Below are 16,131 nucleotides of genomic sequence, written 5' to 3'. Positions count from 1 at the left end.
AGGATCGGCGCGACGCCGTGTCTGGACCCTGTCCAAGTGTAGTGACAGGAGGAACGAACAATCCAATCAGCAGGGCCGGGACGCACTAGACTCTTTGCGGCTGTCTATCAAGGAGAACCATGCGCTTCATCAATCCGCCCACCACCGACCTCACCTACTCCGATGTGTTCCTCGTGCCCTCCACGTCCGAGGTCATCTCCCGCTTCGACGTCGATCTGTCCTCGGACGACGGCACGGGCACCACGATCCCGCTCGTCGTCGCCAACATGACGGCGGTGACCGGGCGGCGCATGGTCGAGACCATCGCGCGGCGCGGCGGCATCGGCGTCCTGCCGCAGGACGTCCCCGTGGAGGTCATCTCCGAGGTCACCTCGTGGGTCAAGGAACGCCATCCCGTCTTCGAGACACCGCTGCAGCTGCAGCCCGGCAACACCGTGGTGGATGCGTTGCACCTCATGCACAAGCGCGCGCACGGGGCGGTCCTCGTCACGGACGACGCCGGTGCCTGTGTCGGCGTGGTCGACGCGGACGACTGCGAGGGGGTGGACCGCTTCGCCTCGCTGGAGTCGGTGATGCGCCCGGCGCCCGCCGCCTTCGAGGCGTCGATGTTCGACGCCGATCCGGCGGTCGCGCTGCAGAAGGCCTTCGAGGACCTCGACGGGTCCCGCGTCTCCCTGGCGCCGGTGGTGCGCGACGGCGTGCTCCAGGGCGTCATCACCCGGACCGGGGCGCTGCGCTCCACCATCTACGAGCCCGCGCTCGACGCCGCGGGCAGGCTGAGCGTGGCGGCCGCCGTCGGCATCAACGGTGATGTCGGGGCGAAGGCGGCAGCACTGCTCGACGCCGGTGTCGACGTCCTGGTCGTCGACACCGCCCACGGCCACCAGCGGAAGATGCTCGACGCGCTCGCCGTCGTGCGCGGCCTGGACCCGACGGTGCCGATCGTCGCCGGGAACGTCGTCAGCGCCGAGGGAGTGCGCGACCTCGTCGCCGCCGGGGCCTCGATCGTCAAGGTGGGCGTGGGTCCGGGTGCCATGTGCACCACGCGCATGATGACGGCGGTCGGCCGCCCGCAGTTCTCCGCCGTCCACGAGTGCGCCCAGGCGGCCGCCGAGCTCGGCGCCCACGTGTGGGCCGACGGCGGCGTGCGGTACCCGCGTGACGTCGCCCTCGCCCTCGCCGCAGGCGCGAGCCAGGTGATGATCGGCTCCTGGTTCGCCGGGACCTACGAGAGCCCGGGCGACCTGCAGACCGACAGCAGCGGGCGCCGGTACAAGGAGAGCTTCGGGATGGCCTCCGCCCGGGCCGTGCAGAACCGGACCCGGAGCGACGACGTCTTCGCGCGAGCCCGCAAGGGACTGTTCGAGGAGGGGATCTCCACCTCGAAGATGTACCTCGACCCGGCACGGCCGGGCGTCGAGGACCTCCTGGACATGATCACCGCCGGCGTCCGCAGTTCGATGACCTACGCCGGGGCGGCCACGCTGGCCGAGTTCCGTGACCGCGCGGTGGTCGGCGTGCAGTCCGCCGCCGGCTACGAGGAGGGGCGCCCGCTCCCGCAGAGCTGGTAGGGGCGGGTCCGGGCGCCGATGCCGCGGCGCCCGGACCCCCGTTGCGCTGTGAGCGAAGAAGCCGGGGGTGCCGCGCGGATTGCGTCCGCCGGACGGGGGCCCGGCACGTAAACTGGGAGTCTTATGGACAGTCCTCCCAGGGGCCGGCTCGACGCCGGCGCACCCTCCTCCCTTGCCCACCCGCTGCCCGGGGACCCCGGACGAGCCGTGGACGCCGATTCCGACCAGGGTGCGCTGCCTGCCCCGTCGGACACCGCGGACCCCCTTAAACGCGGACCGCTGCTCTCCCGCCCGGACCTGATCGGGGAGGGGAAGTAGCGGTGGAGTGGATCTACCTGGCTGCCGGCCTCCTGCTCGTGCTGGGTACGGGTTTCTTCGTGGCCGTCGAGTTCGCCCTCGTGGCCCTCGACCAGACGTACGTCCAGCGCGCCGTGGACGAGGGGGACACGAAGGCCGCACCCCTGCTGCGCTGCCTCAAGTCGCTCTCGACCCAGCTCTCCAGCTGCCAGCTGGGCATCACGCTGACCACGCTGCTGACCGGCTACGTCATGGAACCCTCCGTCGGCAAGCTCCTCGAGACGCCGCTCTCCGCGCTCGGCCTCTCGGAGGCCGTCGTCGGGTCCGCCTCGCTCATCATCGCGATGGTCCTGGCGACCCTGCTGTCGATGCTCATCGGCGAGCTGGTCCCCAAGAACCTCTCCATCGCGCTGCCCTTCCGGGTGGGCCGTGCCCTGGCCCGCCCGCAACTGATGTTCACCGCCGTCTTCAAGCCCGCCATCCTCGTGCTGAACGGGTTCTCCAACCGCATCCTCAACATCTTCGGACTCGAGGCGAAGGAGGAGATCTCCGGCGCGCGGACGCCGTCGGAGCTCTCCTCGCTCGTGCGTCGATCCGCCGAGATGGGCACGCTGGACCAGGGCACCGCGAACTTCCTGGCGCGCACCTTCAGCTTCTCCGAGCGGACGGCGGCCGACGTCATGACCCCGCGCATCCGCATGGAGGTGATCGACTCGGACCAGTCCGTGGCCGACGTCGTCGAGGCCGCGCGCCGCACCGGCTACTCGCGCTTCCCGCTGATCGGCGACTCCGCGGACGACATCCGCGGCGTGGTCCACGTCAAGAAGGCCGTCGCGGTACCGCGCCACAAGCGCGCGGACCTGCCCGCCGGCACCATCATGACCGACGTCCTGCGTGTCCCCGAGACGGTGCACCTCGATTCGCTCCTCAGTGAACTGCGCGAAGCGAACCTCCAGCTGGCCGTGGTGCTCGACGAGTACGGCGGCACCGCCGGTGTCGCCACGCTCGAGGACCTGGTCGAGGAGATCGTGGGCGAGGTCGCGGACGAGCACGACAAACTGAAACTGGGCGTCCTGCAGAGCGCTGCAGGGGACTGGTTCTTCCCCGGTCTCATGCGTCCCGACGAGGTCACCCTGCAGATCCCCGGGCTCGTGGTGCCGGACGAGGCAGGCTACGAGACCGTGGCCGGGTTCATCATGGCCGAGCTCGGCCGGGTCGCAGCGCCCGGGGACGCGGTCGAGGTCCCCGCGGGCACGCTGACCGTGGAACGCATGGACGGACGGCGCATCGACCGCGTCCAGTTCCGTCCCGCGCCCACCCCTGAGCACGACGACGAGAGCGCCGTCGTGCCCGAGCACCAGCCCGTGCCCCAGGGGTCCTCGGGTGCCGAATCGACCACCGGGCCCGTCTTCGCCGGCAGCACGGCCTACCGGAAGGACCACCGATGAGCGACTGGGCGGGAATCGTCTGGCTCGTCGTCCTCCTGGCCGGCAACGCGTTCTTCGTCGGCGCCGAATTCGCCATCATGTCGGCGCGCCGCAGCCAGATCGAGCCCCTGGCGGACACGGGGTCGAAGCGGGCGAAGACCACGATCTGGGCCATGGAGCACGTCTCCCTCATGCTCGCCTGCGCGCAGCTGGGCATCACGGTCTGCTCGCTCCTGATCCTGCAGGTCGCGGAGCCCGCGATCCACCATTTGCTCGTGGTGCCGCTGGAAGCCGTCGGCATCCCCGAGGGCCTCGCCGGAGGGCTGGCCTTCGGGATCGCCCTGGTCCTGGTGACCTTCCTGCACGTGACCTTCGGCGAGATGGTGCCGAAGAACATCTCGGTCTCGGTCGCGGACAAGGCTGCCCTCCTCCTGGCCCCGCCGCTCGTGATGATCGCGCGGGTGGTCAACCCGGTGATCTCCTCGCTGAACTGGGCCGCGAACCATATCCTCCGCGCCCTCAGGGTGGAGCCGAAGGACGAGGTGTCCTCGACCTACACGCTGGAGGAGGTGCAGTCGATCGTCGAGGAGTCCACGAAGAGTGGACTCGTGGACGACGAGTCGGGTCTCATCACCGGTGCGCTGGAGTTCTCCGGGCAGACGGCCGAGACGACGATGGTGCCGCTCAGTGGGCTCGTCACCGTCCGCACCGATGCGACGCCGGAGGACTTCGAGCGCGCGGTCGGACGGACCGGGTTCTCCCGGTTCGTCATGGTGGACGAACACGGCAACCTCACCGGCTACATGCACCTCAAGGACATCATGTCGATGCCGCAGGCCATGTACCGCAGGCCCATCACGGAGAACAAGGTCCGCACGCTGGCCAACCTGTCGCTGCACGACGAGATCGAGGACGCCCTGACCGTGATGCAGCGGACAGGGTCGCACCTGGCGCGCGTCCTCGGGCCCGATGGCTCGACGCGCGGCGTGCTCTTCCTCGAGGACGTGATCGAACAGCTCATCGGCGAGATCCGCGACGCCACGCAGAACCAGGGCGCGCGGAGGTCGGGGGAGGGCATCGGCGGTCCCGACGCGCCGGTCACCTCCTGACCGGTCCGGTGAAATGCGAATGGTTCGCGTCTGGGTTATGCTCGAAGCACTAACCTGAACAATTCTCATTAGTCTGATCGAGGTTCCACGATGCCAGTTCCCCGCCGTCTCGCTCTTCCTGCCCTGGTGGCAGTCTCGGCCCTCGGTCTTGCCGCCTGCGGAGACGGCGGGTCCGATGCTGCGAACGGGCAGGCGGACGCCGGCGGGGGGGCGATCACGGTCGTCACCGCCACCAACGTGTACGGCGGTATCGCCGCGGCCATCGGCGGCGACGACGTCGAGGTCACCTCGGTGGTGAACAGCCTGAGCCAGGACCCGCATTCGTACGAGCCGACCGTGCAGGACAAGCTGTCCGTCTCGGAGGCGGACCTCGTCATCGAGAACGGCGGAGGGTATGACACCTTCCTCGGGCGCCTCGCGGACGAGACCGGCGTCGAGACGGTGCTCAACGCCGTCGAGCTGTCCGGCCTCCAGGAGCCCGGCAGCGCAGGGGAGCATGCAGGCGAGGAGCATGCCGGCGAGGAAGACGCAGGCGGGGAGCACGCGGACGGGGAGCACGCAGGCGAGGAGGAGCACGGCCACGGATCCTTCAACGAGCACCTCTGGTACGACCTGCCCGCCATGGCGACGCTCGCCGACGCCATCGCGGACGAGCTGGCCCGACTCGACGAGCCGAACGCCGATGCCTACCGCGAGCGTGCCGACGCCTTCATCGAGGATCTGCAGCCCCTCCAGGACCGGCTGGCCGCACTGGCGTCGGCACGCGGGGGCGACCGCGCGCAGGTCGCGGTGACGGAGCCCGTCCCCGCGTACCTTCTGGAGGCGGCCGGGCTCGAGGACGTCACACCGGAGGACTTCATCGAGGCGATCGAGGAGGAGTCCGACGTCCCCGTGGCGGCGCTCGAGGAGATGAAGGCCCTCGTCTCGGGTGGCAGCCTCGCCTTCCTTGCCTACAATGGCCAGACCGAGGGAGCACAGACGGAAGCCGTCCGTTCCGTCGCCGACCAGGCGGGCCTGCCCGTCGTCGAGTTCACCGAGACCCTGCCCGACGGCGAGGACTACGTGTCCTGGATGGCGGGCAACACCGACAGCATCGAAGCCGCCCTCGGCTCCTGAAGAACCCGCACCACGCTCCTGCACCACCCGGAACCACTCCTGAACCACGACAGACTGGAAGCCGCTCCGCATGACCTCGACAGTGCCCCGGTCGGCGTCCTCCTCCTCCGAGGGGACGGACGCCCGGCCGGCGATCAGCCTGCGGGACGCGGCGCTGTCCTTCGGTGACCGCGCCCTGTGGGAGGGGCTGGACCTCGACATCATGCCCGGCGAGTTCTTCGCGGTCCTGGGCCCCAACGGCTCGGGCAAGACGAGCTTCCTGAAGGTCCTGCTGGGTCTGCAGCCGCTCGACTCCGGCACGGCGACCGTCCACGGCGGCCCGATCACGCGTGGCAGCCGGGCGCTCGGATACATCCCGCAGCAGAAATCCTTTCCCGCCGAGACGCCGCTGAGGGCCCGCGACCTCGTGGGCCTCGGAGTGGACGGCCACCGCTGGGGACTGCGCCTGAGGGGCCGCGGGTACCGCGAGCAGGTGGACCGGCTCCTGCACGACGTCGGCGCCGACTCCTATGCGGATGCGCCCGTCGGCCTCCTCTCGGGAGGCGAGCAGCAGCGCCTGCGGGCCGCGCAGGCCCTCGCCACGGACCCGGCCGTCCTCCTGTGCGACGAGCCCCTGCTGTCGCTGGACCTGCACCATCAGCAGGCGGTGAGCTCGCTCATCAACAGGCAGTGCCATGAGAAGAACAGCGCCGTGGTGTTCGTGACCCACGAGATCAACCCCGTGATCGACTACGTGGACCGCGTGCTGTACCTCGCGGACGGGAAGTTCCGTGTGGGCAGCCCCGCCGAGGTCATGACGAGCGACGTGCTCTCCGACCTCTACGACAGCCCTGTCGAGGTACTCCACAGCAACGGGAGGATCGTCGTCGTCGGTCTGCCGGACGCCACGACCCACCATCACGAGAGCGCCTAGGCCATGGACTTCCAGGACGTCTTCGACGCCATCTTCACGTTCGACAACTACGCCCAGTTGCTGCCGCTGGTCCGGAACTCGCTCATCGCCGGGGCGGTGCTCGGACTCCTCGGCGGGCTGATCGGCATCTTCGTCATGATGCGGGACCTCGCCTTCGCGGTGCACGGCATCGCCGAACTGTCCTTCGCCGGGGCCGCGTTCGCGCTGCTCGTCGGGGCCAATGTGGTGGCCGGTTCCCTCGTCGGCTCCGTCCTCGCCGCGCTCGTCCTCGGACTCATGGGAATCCGCGCCCGTGACCGGAACTCGATCATCGGCGTCGTGATGCCCTTCGGCCTCGGCCTGGGCATCCTGTTCCTCGCCCTCTACGAGGGGCGTGCCGCCAACAAGTTCGGCCTCCTGACCGGGCAGATCGTCTCGGTCGACGACGTGCAGCTGAACCTGCTCGTGGGGTGCGCTGTCGTCGTCATGCTCGCCCTGGCCGCGATCTGGCGCCCGCTCACGTTCGCGAGCGCGGATCCCGATCTCGCGGAGGCCCGCGGCGTGCCGGTCCGGGGTCTCTCGATCCTGTTCATGGTCCTGCTGGGCATCTCCGTGGCCCTGTCCATCCAGGTGGTCGGTGCCCTGCTGGTCCTCGCGCTGCTGATCACGCCGGCCGCCGCTGCCCTGAAGGTCTCGTCCGCGCCCGGCGTCGTGGTCCTGCTGAGCGTGGTGTTCGCGTGCACCTCCGTGGTGGGAGGGATCCTGCTCGCGCTGGGCGGCCGCATCCCGATCAGCCCGTACGTCACGACGATCTCGTTCGCCATCTACCTCCTGTGCCGCCTGATCGGGTCCCGCCGCTCGGTGCGGAGATCGCGCCTGCCCGGGGACGCGGCCGGATCGCGGCGGATGGCCGCCGGCGTCCCGGCCTGAGCGCGGACGCCCCGGCACGGACGATCCCGGGAAGCGGGAAGGCCTAGGAGCCGGAGGTGTGACCCGGCTGCTGGACGGCGTCCGCGATCGCTCGTTCCATGCTCCGCAGGAAGCGGGTGACCGTCTCGGTCTCCTCGCCCGTGAGGCCGTTCGCGGCGGCGAGGACACCACGCTTCTCGATGTCGAAGGCGGACCGGAACTCCTCGGTGGCCCTGTCGCCGGGTTCCAGGATCACCGCGCGGCGGTCGACCGGGTGGCGGCGACGCCGGATGAAGCCGGCCTTCTCGAGCCGGTCGATGACGAGGGTGGTCGATGCACTCGAGATCCCGAGGGCCAGCGCGAGCTCCTTGGGGCTGGCCCCCTCGTCCTCCTGCCAGACGCCGAGGAGGTAGCGCAACGCTCCGAGATCGGTCTCGTTGATGCCGAGTCGCTGGCTGAGCTCCCGGCGAAGGCCGCTCTCCACGGTCCGGTAGGCGCGAAGGGCGTTGAGGACGTCGACGCCGGTCGCCGGCTGGTGGGTGGCACCCCCGCCGGACGGGGGGTACCAGTAGCCCGCTCCCTGCCGCTCGTCCGAAGGATCCATGGCCTTATCCTAGATCATCTAGTAGTCAGTCTCCCTAGATACATGGTCGGTTGCGGATCCTCGCGGGATCCCGGATCAGGCAGGCGGGCCGGCGGTCCCGGTCGCGGGGAAGTCCAGCTCCGTCATCGCCTGCCCCAAAGCGTCGAGGAAGCGGTGAATGGTGCTGCAGTCTTCGGGCGGGAGTGCGGAGGCGATCTGCATCATCCGCTCGTGCATGGTGCCCATGGTCGACCGCACCTCGTGCTCGGTCGTCGCCGTCGGCCACACCTCGATCGCACGCCCGTCCGTGCTGCTCCGACGCCGTTCGGCGTGGCCGCTCTGCTCGAGGCGGTCGACCAGCACCGTGGTGGCGGCCGAGGAGATCCCGAGCTCACGGGAGAGGGCAGCGGCACTGAGCGGGTGCCCCGCCTGGCGCGCACGCAGCATCAAGCGCAGCGCTGTCATGTCGGTCCTGCCGAGGTGCATGGATTCCCTGCTCTGGCCCCGCATGGAACTCTCGGCATCCCGGTAGCGGCGCACGGCGTCCACGAGATCGAGGACGGGATCCGCGTCGCCGGCCGAGGCGGCACGACCGCGTCCGGCACCGGCCGGGGCCGGCCCGGCGGGGACGGAACTGTCGGGAGACATCACGGGACCAGCCTAGTCGCCCGCACCGACATGATCAGCGCCAGGACTGCGGTGGCGCGGGCAGGGGAGATGCTGTGCACCGTGGGAGGACGGCTCAGGGCCGGTCCCTCGCCGCTGTGCATTCCGGGCACAGGCCCTGGATCTCGACGGTGTGGGCGGCGTCCGAGAAGCCGTGCTCCGCCGCGATCCGGGCGGCCCACTGCTCGACGGCGGGCGCCTCGATCTCCACGGCGCGTCCGCAGTTCCGGCAGAGGAGGTGGTGGTGGTGGTGCTCCACGGCGCAACGCCGGTAGACCGCCTCGTTGTCGCCGTTCCTCAGCACGTCCACGAGGCCGTCGTCGGCCATGGACTGGAGGATGCGGTAGGCGGTGGCGAGCGAGACCGATTCGCCGCGCTCGTGGAGCACGCGGTGGAGCTCCTGCGTGCTCACGAAGTCGTCGAGGGCGTCGAGGGCGGCGCTCACCGCACGCCGCTGCCGCGTGACGCGCTGCTCGGATCCCCTGCGGGTGGGCGGTGCGGGCGGTGTGGGTCGCGCTGACGGCGCGGCCGTCCCCGTCCGCGGTCCTGCCTCGGAGGTCGCCTCAGGCGTCATGTCCTACCCTTCCTGCGGGCTCGGGTGCCCGGGATCAGAGTCAAGATTATCAGCGCGGGCGGCGGTAGTCTGAGGCGATGCGGCTGACCAAGTACACCCATTCGTGCGTGAGGCTCGAGCAGGACGGCTCCGTGCTCGTGGTCGATCCAGGGTCCTTCTCCGAGGTCGAGGAGGCGCTCGAGGGTGCCGCCGCCGTCCTCATCACACATGAGCACCCCGACCACGTCGCCGTCGACCGCGTGGTCGCCGTGCTCGCGGCTGACCCCTCGATGGGACTGTGGGCGCCGCCGGCCGTGGTCGACGCCGTCGTCGAGGGTCTGGGTGCTGCGGCGGAGGAGCGCGTGCATCCCGTGGCCGGCGGCGAGGAGTTCACGGCCGGCGGGTTCCGGGTCAGGACCTTCGGCGGACAGCACGCCCTGATCCACCCCCTGATCCCCGTGATCGCCAACGTGGGCTTCCTCGTCGAGGAATCCGTCTACCATCCGGGCGACTCGCTGATCGTGCCGCACGGGATCGCCGTCGGGACCCTGCTGGTCCCGGTGCACGCGCCGTGGTCGAAGCTCGCCGAGGTCGTGGACTTCGTGGCGTCGGTCCGGGCGCCCCGCGCGTTCCAGATCCACGACGCCCTCCTCAACGAGGCCGGGCTCGGCATCGTCGAAGGCCACCTCACGCGCCTGGGAGCCCGGTACGGCACGTCCTTCCGGCACCTCGCGGTCCGCGAGGGCGCGGACGTCTGACCCGGGCCTGCCCTCCCCGGTCGCCGGGCGGGTTCCTTGGTGGGCGCATGCCGGTGTGGTGGACTGGCCTGCATCAGGACCGGCCGCGGTGAGCCCGCGGTCCGGTCACACGTTCCGACAGGAGATCTCGATGAAGACTCTGATGGATGTGCAGGAGCTGCGGGACCGGATGACCTCCGGTGCGCAGACCATCCTGCTGGATGTGCGCTGGGCCCTAGGCGACCCCCACGGCCACGGACACTACCGCGAAGCCCACATACCCGGCGCCGTGTACGTGGACATGGAGACGGAGCTGTGTGCCCCGGGCGGTCCCGGGCTCGGGCGCCACCCCCTTCCCGACGCGGCGGCCCTCCAGGAGGCGGCCCGCCGATGGGGACTCAACGACGGCGACACCGTGGTGGTCTACGACGACTCCGGGAACCTTGCGGCGGCCCGCCTCTGGTGGCTCCTGCGCGACGCCGGCTTCGCGTCGGTCAGCCTCCTCGACGGCGGCCTGGGGGCCTGGCGCGCGGCAGGGTGCGACGTCGAGGGCGGGGAGGAGCGGCACTGCATCGGGAGCGTCCACCTCACCTCGGGCCACATGCCGGTCGTCTCCATCCCCGACCTGCTCCACCCCGCGCACCGCGACGTGATCCTCGACGCCCGCGCCGGTGAACGCTTCCGCGGGGAGCACGAGCCGATCGATCCGCAGGCCGGGCACATCCCCGGAGCCGTCAGCGCCCCGACGGCCGACAACCTCGGCGACGACGGCCGCTTCCGGTCCGCGGAGGAGCTCCGCCGCCGCTTCGGCGCCCTGGGTGCCGGCCGCGGGCGCACCGCCGTCTACTGCGGGTCGGGCATCACCGCGGCGCATGCCATCGCCGCGCTGGACATCGCCGGCTTCGACGCGGCGCTGTTCCCGGGCTCGTGGTCCCAGTGGTCGACGACCGAGGGACTGCCCGTCGCGACGGGTGCCTGACGCCACCCGGGTGCGGGACGAACCGTGCGGCGGGGCCCGTGGTGGCCCCGCCGCACGGTGGCGCGGTAGCGTCGGGGCATGACCCCAGGACGACCCGCGCCGCCGCCCCTGCGTGGCGGCATCCCGCTGCCCGCAGGCCGGGGGCGCCGCGGTGTCCCGCCGGCAGCAATCCCAGGAGGACCACCGATGGCCACGCTCTTCACCAGAATCATCGACGGCGAGATCCCCGGACGCTTCGTGTGGCAGGACGACGACGTCGTCGCGTTCCTCACCATCGCCCCGATCACCCCCGGGCACACACTCGTGGTCCCGCGGCGGGAGATCCCGCACTGGCTCGAGGCCGATCCGGAGACCCTGACCCGGGTGATGGCCGTCGCCCAGACCATCGGCAGGGCGCAGGAGACGGCCTTCGGCGCGAAGCGCGTGGGGGTCCTGCTCGAAGGCTACGAGGTGCCCCACCTGCACGTGCATGTCTGGCCGACGCAGTCACCGGAGGATTTCGACATCCGACGCGTGGACCACGCGCCGGACCCCGCCGCGATGGACCGCAGTGCCGAGGCATTGCGGAGCGCGCTGCGCGACGCCGGACACTCCGCCTCCGTCCCCGCCTGAACGGGCCGCCGGCCGCTACCGCGAACCGCTCCCCGCTGGTAGGTTGCCGGTGCATGGAAGCTATCGAGAGCATGTTGACCGGCGGGCATCCCAACTCGATGGGGCGCACGGTCGAGGTCGTGGAACTCGTGGTGGCGGACCGGTCGCGGCTGGAGGAGTTGTTCGGGTGCTACGGCAGCACCGACCCGGTGGTGCGGCTGCGCACCTCGAGCGCCCTCAAACGCCTCGAGGCCGCGCGGCACGAGTGGCTGGTCCCGTTCGCGGACCGGCTCATCGACGACGTCGGCATGCTGGACCAGCCCTCCGCACAGTGGACGCTCGCGAAGCTGCTCCTGCGGCTCACCCCGGACCTGACGCCGGACCAGCGCCGCCGCGCCACGGTGATCCTCCAGCGCAACCTGGAGCAGCAGCACGACTGGATCGTGCTGATCAACACCATGGAGACGCTGTCCGCCTGGTCCGCCGGCGATCCCGCCCTGCGTGCGTGGCTGGACCCCCAGCTCGAGCGCCTGGCCGGCGATCCGCGGACGTCGGTCGCCGAGAGGGCACGGAACCTCACCGCCCGGGCCAGGGGCGACCGGATGCCGTCCGGTGCTCCGTCACCGGACGGCGCCCTGCGGGTCGCGGTCAGCGCGTCTCGGCGAGGGCCTCGTTGAGGGCCGTCCTGACACGCTTCTCGGAAACCGAGTAGGCGGTGCCGAGGTCCTGCGCGAACAGGCTCACCCGCAGTTCCTCGATCATCCAGCGGACGCGGGCCAGGGACGCCGGCCGGTGCCGACCTGCAGCGAGGGACGCGACGGCGTCGTCGTACTCGTCCTCGAGCCGCTGGACGACCGCCGTTGCGAGGCCGTCGCGCTGCACACTGGTCGGCAGCTTCTCGAGCCGCACCTCGACGGCCCGTAGATAGCGCGGGAGGTGCGCCAGCTGGGCGTAGCCCGTGGCCGCGACGAAGCCGGGTCGCACGAGGTGCTCGAGCTGGCTCCGGACGTCGTTCAGGGCCGTGATCAGTGCCAGGCTCGTGGTCCCCTTGAGCTGCTTCTGGATGCGCCGGTTGCTGGCGAGCACCTTCTCCACCGTCGCGGTCACGATGAAGACCGTGTCGATGAGCTCCGCTCGGACCTCCTCGTACAGCCGGTTGAACGCCTCCTCGGTCCAGGGCAGCTGCTCCGGGACGAGCTTGTCGATCGCCGCGAGCGAGCAGTCCCGGATGAGCTCGGCGACACTGCCGTGCGGGTTCTGGCTGAAGGTGAGCTTCTCGGTGTTGCTGAGGTGCTCCAGGACGTACTTCGCCGGGCTCGGGATGCGCAGTGACAGGAGCCGGATGATCCCGGCCCGCATCGCCGTCGACTGCTCGCCGGCGGTCGGGAACACCCGCAGGCCCACCGAGGTTCCCTCGTCGACGACGGCGGGGAACCCCGTGACACGGTGCCCGGCGACCGTGCGGGACACCTCGCGCTCGATGTCCCCGAAGACCCAGGTGCTCTCGCCCGTCCGCTCGGCGACCGCGGGCGCCTCCGCCACGGCCACCGCTCCGTGGGGCAGGGCGGCGCCCTGCTCGGCCTGCCCGCCCGCCGCGGTGTCCGCTGCGTGCGTCCGCCCGGAGCCGCGGCCTGCCGGCTCGGTCCGCGTGCCGTTCCGGCCGGCGGGACCGGCGGACGCCTTCCCGCGGCCCCCGCGGCCCGGACCGCCCGCCGGGCGGGTGCTCCCGGGCGTCGCTCCGAGGGATTCCGCGATCGCGCGGCTGACCGCCGGTGCCAGGGCCTCCTTGAGCGCCTCCAGGTCGCGGGATTCGTCGAGCACGCGACCGCCGGCGTCGACGATGCGGAACATCATGAGCAGGTGCGGCGGCACAGCGGACCAGGTCCACGACCCGGGCGGGATGACATGGCCCCGCAGGCGGCGCAGGGCGAGCTCGAGGGACGCCTCGAGGTCGTCCTGCGCGGGATCGAAGTCGGCCGCGAGGGCGGCGACGGCGCCCCGGGCGACGTCCGGGGCGGGCACGAAGTTCTTCCGCACCTGCTTCGGCAGCGACTTGATGAGTGAGGTGACGAGTTCCACGCGCTGGCCGGGGATCTGCCAGCGGAACGGCTTCGGGTCCAGCTGGTTCAGGAACAGGACGGGGATGGTCACGGTCACGCCGTCGTGCGCGCCGGGGGTGAGGGGTGAGAACTCGTAGGCCAGGGGCAGCTCGAAGCCCGCCTGGTGCCAGGTACTGGGGAAGGCCGTCTCGTCGAGCTCCGCCGCGTCCTCGCTGAGGAGCTGCTCCGGGTCGAAGTCGAGCAGGTCGGGCTGCTCGTGGCGTGCCTGCTTCCACCAGGAGTCGAAGTGCCGCTCGGAGACGACGTCCGGGCCGATCCGCTGGTCGTAGAACTCGAACAGGGTCTCGTCGTCGACCCGCAGGTCCCGCCGTCGGAGCCGGTTCTCGAGTTCCTCCACCTCGGCGAGGCGGGCCTGGTTGCGACTGAAGAACGTGTGGTGGGTCTTCCAGTCGCCTTCGACGAGGGCGTGCCGGATGAACAGCTCGCGGGCCACCTCCCGATCGATCCGCCCGTAGTTGATGCGGCGTTGGGGCACGATCGGCACGCCGTAGAGCGTCACCTTCTCGTACGCCATGACCGAGCCCATCTTCCGGGACCAGTGCGGTTCGCTGTACGTGCGCTTCACCAGGTGCGGCGCCACCTGCTCGGCCCACAGGGGGTCGATGCGCGCCACGACGCGTGCCCAGAGCCGGGAGGTCTCTACGAGTTCGGCGGCCATGACCCAGTCCGGTGACTTCTTGAACAGCGCGGACCCGGGGAACACGGCGAAGCGGGTCCCGCGTGCGCCGGAGTACTCGCGCTTGCGCTGGTCGTAGAGGCCGATGTTGCCGAGCAGGCCCGCGAGCAGGCTGATGTGGATCTGCTCATGGAGTCCCACGGGGTCCACGGGGCCCGCGGGCAGGGTGATGCCGAGCGGCTTCGCGAGCTGGCGCAGCTGCTGGAACAGGTCCTGCCACTCGCGCACGCGCAGGTAGTTGATGAATTCGGTGCGGCACAGTTTGCGGAACTGCGTGGACGAGAGTTCGTCCTGCTTCTCCTGCAGGTACCGCCACAGGTTGAGGTAGGCGGTGAAGTCCGAGTTCTCGTCCACGAAACGCTTGTGCTTCTCCGCGGCCTGCTGCTGCCTGGCGGGCTGGTCCGCCGACGGCCGCTCCCGCGGGTCCTGGATGGTCAGCGCCGCGGCGAGCACCATGACCTCCTTGACGGAGCCACGCGTCCCGGCCTCGACGATCATGCGCCCGAGGCGGGGATCCACGGGGAGCTGGGAGAGCTTGCGGCCCACCGGGGACAGGCCGCCGTCGTCCTTCAGCGCACCGAGCTCACGGAGCAGGGCGACGCCGTCGTTGATCGCCTTGGTCTCGGGGGGCTCGACGAACGGGAATTCCGCGATGTCCTTGGGGCTGCGGGTCACGCCCATGGCCGCCATCTGCAGGATGACCGCGGCGAGGCTGGTCCGCAGGATCTCCGGCTCGGTGAACGGCCGCCGCGACGCGTAGTCCTCCTCCGAGTAGAGGCGGATGGCGATGCCGTCGGACACCCGGCCGCTGCGGCCCGACCGCTGGTTCGCGGAGGCCTGGGAGACACGCTCGATCGGCAGTCGCTGCACCTTGGTGCGGTGCGAGTAGCGCGAGATGCGTGCGGTGCCGGTGTCGACGACGTACTTGATGCCGGGCACGGTGAGGGAGGTCTCCGCGACGTTCGTCGCGAGGATGATGCGGCGGTGGCTGCCGGTGGGGCGGAAGACGCGGTGCTGCTCCTCGAGGGAGAGCCTCGCGAAGAGGGGGAGGACCTCCGTGCCGCGCAGGCGGGTGGTGGACTGGATGCGTGCGCGGAGGGCGTCGGCGGCGTCGCGGATCTCGCGCTCGCCGGAGAAGAACACGAGGACGTCGCCGGGGGCTTCGAGGGACAGCTCGTCCACCGCGTCGCAGACGGCGTCGAGCGGATCGCGTTCCTCCTCGAGCTCGCTGTCCGCGCCGCCCTCGCCGTCGTCGAGCCCGCCCGGCGGCTGGTCCAGGGGCCGGTAGCGGATCTCGACCGGGTACGTGCGGCCCGAGACCTCGATGATGGGTGCGGGGGAGGTGTCCGCGACGGCGGCATCGGCGGCGAAGTGTGCGGCGAAGCGCTCGGGGTCGATGGTCGCCGAGGTGATGATGACCTTCAGGTCCGGGCGCTCGGGCAGGATCCGCTTGAGGTAGCCGAGGATGAAGTCGATGTTGAGGCTGCGCTCGTGGGCCTCGTCGATGATGATCGTGCTGTACTTGCGCAGCATCCTGTCGTGCTGGATCTCGGCGAGGAGGATGCCGTCCGTCATCAGCTTGATCTTCGTCCGGCGGCCCACCGACCCGGTGAAACGGACCTGGTAGCCCACCTCCTCGCCGAGCGGCACCTGCAGCTCCTCGGCGATGCGCTCGGCGACGGTGCGGGCCGCGAGGCGCCGGGGCTGGGTATGACCGATCAGCCCGTGCTCCGCCAGGCCGAGCTCGAGGCACATCTTGGGGATCTGCGTCGTCTTCCCGGACCCGGTCTCGCCGGCGATGATGGTGACCTGGTTGGCCGCGATGGCGGCCATGATGTCGGCCCGGCGTTCCGAGACGGGAAGATCCGCGGGGTAGGAAATAGTCAGTGGCATAGTTGCCTGCCA

At 70.7% G+C, this 16,131-nt stretch carries 15 protein-coding genes; 11 read left to right on the top strand and 4 right to left on the bottom strand.

All coding sequences use genetic code 11. From position 1 onward, the window contains the following. Positions 1 to 119 precede the first annotated feature (119 nt). The 7 genes from guaB1 (at position 120) to AC4D2F_RS04725 (ending at position 7,342) form a co-directional block, all read left to right on the top strand. Positions 120 to 1,571 carry a GMP reductase gene (gene guaB1 / locus AC4D2F_RS04755; RefSeq protein WP_490909684.1) on the top strand — a complete coding sequence of 484 codons (1,452 nt, stop codon included), beginning with the start codon at positions 120 to 122 and terminating at the stop codon, positions 1,569 to 1,571. 123 nt (positions 1,572 to 1,694) lie between these two features. Next, a complete protein-coding gene (locus AC4D2F_RS04750) occupies positions 1,695 to 1,889 on the top strand; it encodes a hypothetical protein (protein WP_490909683.1) in 195 nt (64 codons plus the stop codon). A gap of 2 nt (positions 1,890 to 1,891) precedes the next feature. Next, positions 1,892 to 3,316 carry a hemolysin family protein gene (locus AC4D2F_RS04745; protein WP_104165784.1) on the top strand — a complete coding sequence of 475 codons (1,425 nt, stop codon included), beginning with the start codon at positions 1,892 to 1,894 and terminating at the stop codon, positions 3,314 to 3,316. Beyond that, a complete protein-coding gene (locus AC4D2F_RS04740) occupies positions 3,313 to 4,404 on the top strand; it encodes a hemolysin family protein (RefSeq protein WP_104165782.1) in 1,092 nt (363 codons plus the stop codon). The genes AC4D2F_RS04745 and AC4D2F_RS04740 overlap by 4 nt, the downstream gene beginning before the upstream one ends. A gap of 90 nt (positions 4,405 to 4,494) precedes the next feature. Further along, complete coding sequence (locus tag AC4D2F_RS04735; protein WP_490909682.1) at positions 4,495 to 5,520, top strand: metal ABC transporter solute-binding protein, Zn/Mn family; 1,026 nt, start codon at positions 4,495 to 4,497, stop codon at positions 5,518 to 5,520. 133 nt (positions 5,521 to 5,653) lie between these two features. Beyond that, positions 5,654 to 6,433, top strand: a complete 780-nt coding sequence (locus AC4D2F_RS04730) for a metal ABC transporter ATP-binding protein (protein ID WP_490910521.1) — start codon at positions 5,654 to 5,656, stop codon at positions 6,431 to 6,433. A 3-nt stretch (positions 6,434 to 6,436) separates the two neighbouring features. Beyond that, positions 6,437 to 7,342, top strand: a complete 906-nt coding sequence (locus AC4D2F_RS04725) for a metal ABC transporter permease (RefSeq protein ID WP_490909681.1) — start codon at positions 6,437 to 6,439, stop codon at positions 7,340 to 7,342. Positions 7,343 to 7,385: 43 nt separating this feature from the next. Here the strand turns inward: AC4D2F_RS04725 and AC4D2F_RS04720 are convergent, their stop codons facing one another. The 3 genes from AC4D2F_RS04720 to AC4D2F_RS04710 form a co-directional block, all read right to left on the bottom strand. Continuing rightward, positions 7,386 to 7,925 (bottom strand): MarR family winged helix-turn-helix transcriptional regulator, encoded by a 540-nt coding sequence (locus AC4D2F_RS04720; RefSeq protein ID WP_490909680.1) that lies wholly within the window; start codon positions 7,923 to 7,925, stop codon positions 7,386 to 7,388. A 75-nt stretch (positions 7,926 to 8,000) separates the two neighbouring features. Further along, complete coding sequence (locus tag AC4D2F_RS04715; RefSeq protein ID WP_104165774.1) at positions 8,001 to 8,552, bottom strand: MarR family winged helix-turn-helix transcriptional regulator; 552 nt, start codon at positions 8,550 to 8,552, stop codon at positions 8,001 to 8,003. 94 nt (positions 8,553 to 8,646) lie between these two features. Beyond that, positions 8,647 to 9,144 carry a Fur family transcriptional regulator gene (locus tag AC4D2F_RS04710; protein WP_104165772.1) on the bottom strand — a complete coding sequence of 166 codons (498 nt, stop codon included), beginning with the start codon at positions 9,142 to 9,144 and terminating at the stop codon, positions 8,647 to 8,649. A gap of 77 nt (positions 9,145 to 9,221) precedes the next feature. Here AC4D2F_RS04710 and AC4D2F_RS04705 point away from each other — a divergent pair, with 77 nt between their 5' ends. The 4 genes from AC4D2F_RS04705 (at position 9,222) to AC4D2F_RS04690 (ending at position 12,107) form a co-directional block, all read left to right on the top strand. Beyond that, on the top strand, positions 9,222 to 9,881 hold the full coding sequence (locus AC4D2F_RS04705; protein WP_490909678.1) for an MBL fold metallo-hydrolase: 660 nt from the start codon (positions 9,222 to 9,224) through the stop codon (positions 9,879 to 9,881). Positions 9,882 to 10,011: 130 nt separating this feature from the next. Continuing rightward, on the top strand, positions 10,012 to 10,839 hold the full coding sequence (locus AC4D2F_RS04700; protein ID WP_490909677.1) for a sulfurtransferase: 828 nt from the start codon (positions 10,012 to 10,014) through the stop codon (positions 10,837 to 10,839). 186 nt (positions 10,840 to 11,025) lie between these two features. Beyond that, positions 11,026 to 11,451 carry an HIT family protein gene (locus AC4D2F_RS04695; RefSeq protein ID WP_490909676.1) on the top strand — a complete coding sequence of 142 codons (426 nt, stop codon included), beginning with the start codon at positions 11,026 to 11,028 and terminating at the stop codon, positions 11,449 to 11,451. Positions 11,452 to 11,504: 53 nt separating this feature from the next. Further along, positions 11,505 to 12,107, top strand: coding sequence for a hypothetical protein (locus tag AC4D2F_RS04690; protein WP_146067388.1), 603 nt, complete (start codon positions 11,505 to 11,507; stop codon positions 12,105 to 12,107). Here the strand turns inward: AC4D2F_RS04690 and hrpA are convergent. Further along, a complete protein-coding gene (gene hrpA / locus AC4D2F_RS04685; protein WP_490909675.1) occupies positions 12,079 to 16,119 on the bottom strand; it encodes an ATP-dependent RNA helicase HrpA in 4,041 nt (1,346 codons plus the stop codon). The two genes, AC4D2F_RS04690 and hrpA, sit on opposite strands and share 29 nt — an antisense overlap. Between the last annotated feature and the right edge of the window lie 12 nt (positions 16,120 to 16,131).

The organism is Arthrobacter sp. TJ-263, from assembly GCF_058269155.1.
This window is presented reverse-complemented; position numbering and strand designations above follow the sequence as displayed.

What these genes read in the sequence shown, in the direction of transcription:
- AC4D2F_RS04725 (WP_490909681.1), top strand. Translation starts at nt 6,437, where the DNA reads ATGGACTTCCAGGACGTCTTCGACGCCATCTTCACGTTCGACAACTAC.
- AC4D2F_RS04690 (WP_146067388.1), top strand. Translation starts at nt 11,505, where the DNA reads ATGGAAGCTATCGAGAGCATGTTGACCGGCGGGCATCCCAACTCGATG.
- AC4D2F_RS04710 (WP_104165772.1), bottom strand. Translation starts at nt 9,144, where the DNA reads ATGACGCCTGAGGCGACCTCCGAGGCAGGACCGCGGACGGGGACGGCC.
- AC4D2F_RS04715 (WP_104165774.1), bottom strand. Translation starts at nt 8,552, where the DNA reads ATGTCTCCCGACAGTTCCGTCCCCGCCGGGCCGGCCCCGGCCGGTGCC.
- AC4D2F_RS04735 (WP_490909682.1), top strand. Translation starts at nt 4,495, where the DNA reads ATGCCAGTTCCCCGCCGTCTCGCTCTTCCTGCCCTGGTGGCAGTCTCG.
- hrpA (WP_490909675.1), bottom strand. Translation starts at nt 16,119, where the DNA reads ATGCCACTGACTATTTCCTACCCCGCGGATCTTCCCGTCTCGGAACGC.
- AC4D2F_RS04720 (WP_490909680.1), bottom strand. Translation starts at nt 7,925, where the DNA reads ATGGATCCTTCGGACGAGCGGCAGGGAGCGGGCTACTGGTACCCCCCG.
- AC4D2F_RS04700 (WP_490909677.1), top strand. Translation starts at nt 10,012, where the DNA reads ATGAAGACTCTGATGGATGTGCAGGAGCTGCGGGACCGGATGACCTCC.
- guaB1 (WP_490909684.1), top strand. Translation starts at nt 120, where the DNA reads ATGCGCTTCATCAATCCGCCCACCACCGACCTCACCTACTCCGATGTG.
- AC4D2F_RS04740 (WP_104165782.1), top strand. Translation starts at nt 3,313, where the DNA reads ATGAGCGACTGGGCGGGAATCGTCTGGCTCGTCGTCCTCCTGGCCGGC.
- AC4D2F_RS04750 (WP_490909683.1), top strand. Translation starts at nt 1,695, where the DNA reads ATGGACAGTCCTCCCAGGGGCCGGCTCGACGCCGGCGCACCCTCCTCC.
- AC4D2F_RS04695 (WP_490909676.1), top strand. Translation starts at nt 11,026, where the DNA reads ATGGCCACGCTCTTCACCAGAATCATCGACGGCGAGATCCCCGGACGC.
- AC4D2F_RS04705 (WP_490909678.1), top strand. Translation starts at nt 9,222, where the DNA reads ATGCGGCTGACCAAGTACACCCATTCGTGCGTGAGGCTCGAGCAGGAC.